The organism is Mesorhizobium sp. M2A.F.Ca.ET.037.01.1.1 (assembly GCF_003998075.1).
In the GTDB taxonomy this organism is placed as follows: Bacteria; Pseudomonadota; Alphaproteobacteria; order Rhizobiales; family Rhizobiaceae; genus Mesorhizobium.
This window is the reverse complement of the sequence record NZ_RZSA01000450.1, coordinates 1-5,094: the sequence shown is the minus strand read 5'-3', so window position 1 is coordinate 5,094 and position 5,094 is coordinate 1. Positions and strand designations below refer to the sequence as shown.

4 protein-coding genes are annotated in these 5,094 nt (G+C 63.4%); all 4 read right to left on the bottom strand.

Annotation, left to right across the window (positions count from 1 at the left end):
* Positions 1 to 154 precede the first annotated feature (154 nt).
* A complete protein-coding gene (locus EOA27_RS21155) occupies positions 155 to 562 on the bottom strand; it encodes a carboxymuconolactone decarboxylase family protein (RefSeq protein WP_126081900.1) in 408 nt (135 codons plus the stop codon).
* Between the two features lie 256 nt (positions 563 to 818).
* Positions 819 to 2,315, bottom strand: a complete 1,497-nt coding sequence (locus EOA27_RS21150; protein ID WP_126081899.1) for a sugar ABC transporter ATP-binding protein — start codon at positions 2,313 to 2,315, stop codon at positions 819 to 821.
* Positions 2,315 to 3,364: a hypothetical protein gene (locus EOA27_RS21145; RefSeq protein ID WP_126081898.1), complete on the bottom strand. Its 1,050-nt coding sequence runs from the start codon at positions 3,362 to 3,364 to the stop codon at positions 2,315 to 2,317. Before EOA27_RS21145 ends, EOA27_RS21150 begins: the two co-directional genes overlap by 1 nt.
* The coding region (locus EOA27_RS21140; RefSeq protein WP_127257070.1) for an SMP-30/gluconolactonase/LRE family protein at positions 3,361 to 5,094 on the bottom strand (1,734 nt) is incomplete at its 5' end. The genes EOA27_RS21145 and EOA27_RS21140, both read right to left, overlap by 4 nt.

Genomic DNA, 5,094 nt, shown 5'->3' with positions numbered 1-5,094 from the left:
TGTTCGAGCGGCGCCACATCGCCGCCATCGACAAACCGCCGCCCGTCAATCCAAGTCGAAGGTACCCCCGCTGCTCTCCCGATCAGATGAGCCTCGACTATGTCTAACTTTCCCCGGACAGCCCTGCACAAGGGGAGAAGGGAAAGTCGGCGTCTCACTTCACCTCGAATTGCGGGTCGACCGGTATCTGCATGGCCGTCACCAGATGGTTAGTCTGCCCGGCGAGCCCGATGATCGACACCAGCTCGCCATGCTGCACGTCGGTCATGCCTTTGGCCCGCGCGGCGGCGGTGTGCGAATGGATGCAGTAGGAACAGCCATTGGCGGTCGAGACGGCGATATAGATCATTTCCTTTGTCAGCGGATCGATGGCACTGTCGGCGACCATCACCGCCTTGAGCTGCTTCCAAACCCGCTTCAGCGCCGCCGGATCATTGGCCAGCCCGCGCCAGAAATTGTTGACGAAATCGGATTTCCGCGTCGCCCGGATATCGTCGAACACGGCCTTCACCGCCGGGATCTTTTCGACCTCGGCGTCGGTAAAAAGCTTTGTGGTGGCCATGAGCGTTTTCCTTTCAGTTTTAGATGCTGGGATTGAATCCGGATGCTTAATAGCCTCCGATAGTCCATTCACTTGATTGGCACTTGCGCCTTTCGGCGTGGCAGGCGGCACCGGTGGGGTGTGTCCAGATTCAGGTCAGGCCGAGTCGAAAATGGTGGGCTCCGAGAACCGGAGCGGAGCGTACTTTCGTACGTGAGCACCGGAAGCGGAGGAGCTCGCCATTTGCAGGCCGGCCTCACCTGAATATCGGCACACCCTAGTGCACCGCCGCATACATAATCTTCTCCTCCGTAGCCTCCGCCGGAGAGAACTCCTCCACGATGCGGCCCTGGCGGCAGACAAGGATGCGGTCCGACAGGTTTATGATCTCCGGCAGGTAGGACGAGATGACGACGACGGCGAGACCTTCGTCGGCCAGCCGGTTGATGATCTGGTGGATCTCTGCGATGGCGCCGACGTCGACGCCGCGCGTCGGCTCGTCGAAGATGACGATGCGCGGCTGCTGCACCAGCCCCTTGCCGATCACCACTTTCTGCTGGTTGCCGCCGGAGAGCTCGACCACGCGCGCATTGTCGTTGATCGCCTTGATGTTGAGCGTCTTGGTCCATTCGGCCGAGAGCTGGCGCATCTCCTGCTGGTTGATCACCCAGGCCTTTTCGCGGCCGGCGGCGAGCAGGCCGCCGAACAGGTTCTCCGCAATGCCCATCGTCTCGAAGATGCCTTCGCTCTTGCGGTCCTCGGTGACATAGACGATGCCGTCGGCCACCGCCTCGCTCGGCACGAGGTAGCGTACCGGTCTGTCGTCCAATTCAATCGCGCCACCGCGCAAAAAGTCGCGCTTGTAGATGCCTGAGACGATCTTGAAAGTCTCGGTGCGGCCGGAGCCGATCAGCCCGAACACGCCGGTGATCTGGCCCTCGAAGATCGAGAAGGAATTGTTGCGCACGATGTTGCTCATCGAGATGTCCTGCACCGAGAGCACCTTCTTGCCGGCCTTGCGCAATTTCGTCTCGTCGCGCTGGCGGTAGATCTGGCCCGTCAGCGAGCGCCCGACCATGGCGGCGACGATCCTGTCGCGGTCGAAGGCGGAGGTGTCGTCGGTGATCACCAGTTCGCCGTCGCGCAAAATGGTGATGCGGTCGGCGATCATCAGCGCTTCTTCCAGCGCGTGGCTGATGAAGACGATAGAGACACCGCGCGCCTTCAGCCTCCGGATCAGCGCGAAGAAATGGCGCTTCTCCTCGGGCGTCAGCGTCGCCGTGGGCTCGTCGAATATGATGATCTCGGCATTGTGGTGGACGGCGCGCGCGATCTCGACCATCTGACGCTTGGCAGCGCCAAGCGTCGCCACCATGGCATTGGGGTCGACCGGAAAATTCAGCGACTGCAGGAATTGCTGCGCCGAGATATAGGTGCCGCGCAGCCGGTTGAGGAATTTCTCGGTACCGAGATAGAGGTTCTGCGCCACCGTCATCGACGGCACCAGGCTGGTCTCCTGGAACACCATGGCGATGCCGGCTTCCAGTGCGGCGTGTGGCGAGGCATACGCCGTCTCGACGCCCTTGTGGAACATCTTGCCCGACGTCGCGTCGACGACGCCGGCGATGATCTTGGTCAGCGTCGACTTGCCGGCGCCGTTCTCGCCGAGCAGCGCGTGGATCTCGCCCTTCCTCAGATCGAAGCTGACATTCTTCACCGCCGGCACGCCGCGATAGGTCTTGGTGACGTTTTCCAGTCGGATGATCGGTTCCATCAGAAACCTCCCGTATCGAGCGCCAGCACACAATCGCCGCCTTTCGCGGCGACGTACAGGCGGCCATCCCGTTCGGCCACGCTGCAGACGCCGTGGCGCGTGCCATTGGCGCGGCTGTGCAGGCTGAATTGCGGCTGCAGGGCCGGGTCCAGCTTCACGACGAGCCCGTAAGAGCGGCTGGGCGACCACGGCTTGTGGATGCCCATGGTGCGGATGCCGCCGCATTGCAGCGGCTCGAGGAAGCTGCGGCTGGAGGCGAGCGCGGGAGCGATCCAGTAGGCCGGCGGCACCTGATCGATCATGTCCTGGCGATAATGCGTTTCCTGCAGCACGAATTCGATCAGCCGGTTGCGTGGCGCAAACAGCGTCAGCCAGGCGCCACCATCGCCGGCCGGCGAAAGCCGCGCGGGATAGCCGGGCAGATGCGTCAGCACCGTCGAGCGGTTGCCGTTCGATCCGTCGAAGCGAACAAGCTGGTGACGCCAGCTTTCGCTCACCAGCACGTCGGCGCCGATCGGATGCAGCCCATAAGGAAAGGCGATGTCACCGGCGATCCTCTGGAAACTGATGCCCCCTGCCCCGCGCCGCCACAGCGAGCCGGACGCGCCCTTCTTCATCAGGTCGGCCGCCCATTGCGAAGGCAGGTGCTGGGCCGAACCATTGGCCAGCCACAGCGTGCCGTCATCGGCATAGGCAAGCGCGGTGATGCACCTTAATTCGGCCGGCAGCGAAACCTCCTTGCCGGCAATCAGCAGCTTGCCGTTTTCCAATCCGGCAGTCAGGTCCCCCTCTGGCGACAGTGCCAGCGCGGTGACTGGCGACTGAAATGTCTCGACCACGACAGCCTCGGCACCGGCCGCGATCGCAAGGACGGCATTGCCGCTGGAGACGAGCAGCCGGCCGACCGCCGACAGCAGATTGTCCGGCTCGCTCAATTCGGCGAAGGCAGGCAGGTCATCCAGCCGCGTGTTGGGGCGGAAGGCGCCGTCGAGTGGCGGAATGGTGACCGCCCTGCCGCGAAAGACATCCAGGATCGGATCGAGGATCATGGTCTTGCTCCCCAATAGGAAGCGGGGCTGGTCCAGTTCGGGTCGGCGCCCGAAATCTTGTAGCGGCCAATGCGGTTGTTGAGGATGCCGCCGACGAACAGATAGCCCTTGTGCTCGCGCATCGACGTCACCATCGGATGCGCGTTGCCGGAAAGATCGCCGAGCGTCTCAACGATGCCGCCCTTCTCGTTGAACTTCACCACGCCGCCGGTGTTGATGTTGGGAAACAGCCATTCGTCCTGCGGCAGGCGCCGCGTCATGCGCTTGCGCATATCTGGGTGGCGTAGCGACAGGTCGAAGCTCGGCGTGCGCATGCCGAGCCAGGCCATCCAGTAATTGCCGTCCGACGCGCGATTGATGTTATCGGGATAGCCTGGCATGTCGCGGATGACGCATTCGGCGGTGCCGGCCTTCGGCCCTTCCAGCCAGTAGCGATGCACGCGGCAGGCCCAGCTTTCGGCGAAGAACAGCGACTTGCCGTCATGCGCCATGCAGACCCCGTTGGTGTAGCGATAACCGTCGAGCAGCGTCTTCGTCGAGCCGTCCTTCGGATCATAGACCAGCAGGCGTCCGGTGGCGCGGTTCTCGATCGAGTCCAGCGCCCAGTCATGCGCGTCATAGCGCTTGGTGGAATCCGTGAAATAGATGCGGCCGTCCGGCGCGATGTCGCAGTCGTTCGGGTCGCGCAGGCGCGCATCATCGACGATCGAGGTCCAGGAGCGCGACGTTTCGGCCGAAAGGCGCTTCACCTCGCGCTCCGGCGAGACCGAATAGAGCCCCATGGCGCCGACGCAGCTGATCAGATTGCCTTGCTTGTCGAAAGCAAGGCCCAGCGGAAAGCCGCCGATATGGGCAAACACTTCCGACTTCACATAGTCCGGCGCGAAGAAGCGAACGATCTCGCCGTGGCGTGTGCCGCAATAGAGATGGTCGTCACGATCGAGGATAACATCTTCCGGTCCCTCCAGCTCGCCGAGCCCGATATGGTCCGCTGCCGACAGCCGGTTGTCGAGCTCGTAGGGCGTGCCGGAGCCGGGCGCGGCCGATTGCGTCTCGCCCATCTTGAGATAGACCGGCGCGACATAGACCTCGTTCAGCACCTTGTGTCGGTTCTTCAGCCAGCGGATGTCGATGGTGACGGCGACCGCGAGCAGGATGCCGAGCACCATCTGGTTGGTGCCGGTGCCGTAGCCGAGCCGGATCAGGCCGTTGGTCATGGTGAGCACGATGATGGCGCCCATCAGGCCCTTGACCACAGAGCCTCGCCCGCCGCCGAGGCTTACGCCCCCGACCACCGCCGCCGTCAGCGCCATGATTTCCAGGTTGAGGCCGGTGCCCGGGCCCGCCCCGCTCAGACGGCAGGCGATGAGGAACCCGCCGATCGATGAGCAGAAGCCGGAAAAGACATAGGTCATGAAGACGGTGCGGCGCACGCGGATGCCGGCATTGTGCGCCGAGCGCCGCGAGCCGCCCACCGCCAGCACGTGCCAACCCGGCCGCGAGCGCGTCAGCGCGATATGCGTGACGATGGCGAGGATGACGGCCAGCCAGACCGAAATCGACAGGCCCCAGAATGTCCCGTCGCCGATGAAATCGAGCACGTCGGACGAGGCCTGGGAAAGCTGCACATCGGCGGCATAGGTGCTGACCAATATGTCGAACAGCGCCCGCCCGAAGATGAAGGTGACCAGCGTGGTGAGAAAGGCGCGCAGCCTGAGATACCCTACGAG

Coding starts and splice junctions, on each gene's coding strand:
- EOA27_RS21150 (WP_126081899.1), bottom strand. CDS start 2,315: ATGGAACCGATCATCCGACTGGAAAACGTCACCAAGACCTATCGCGGC.
- EOA27_RS21155 (WP_126081900.1), bottom strand. CDS start 562: ATGGCCACCACAAAGCTTTTTACCGACGCCGAGGTCGAAAAGATCCCG.
- EOA27_RS21145 (WP_126081898.1), bottom strand. CDS start 3,364: ATGATCCTCGATCCGATCCTGGATGTCTTTCGCGGCAGGGCGGTCACC.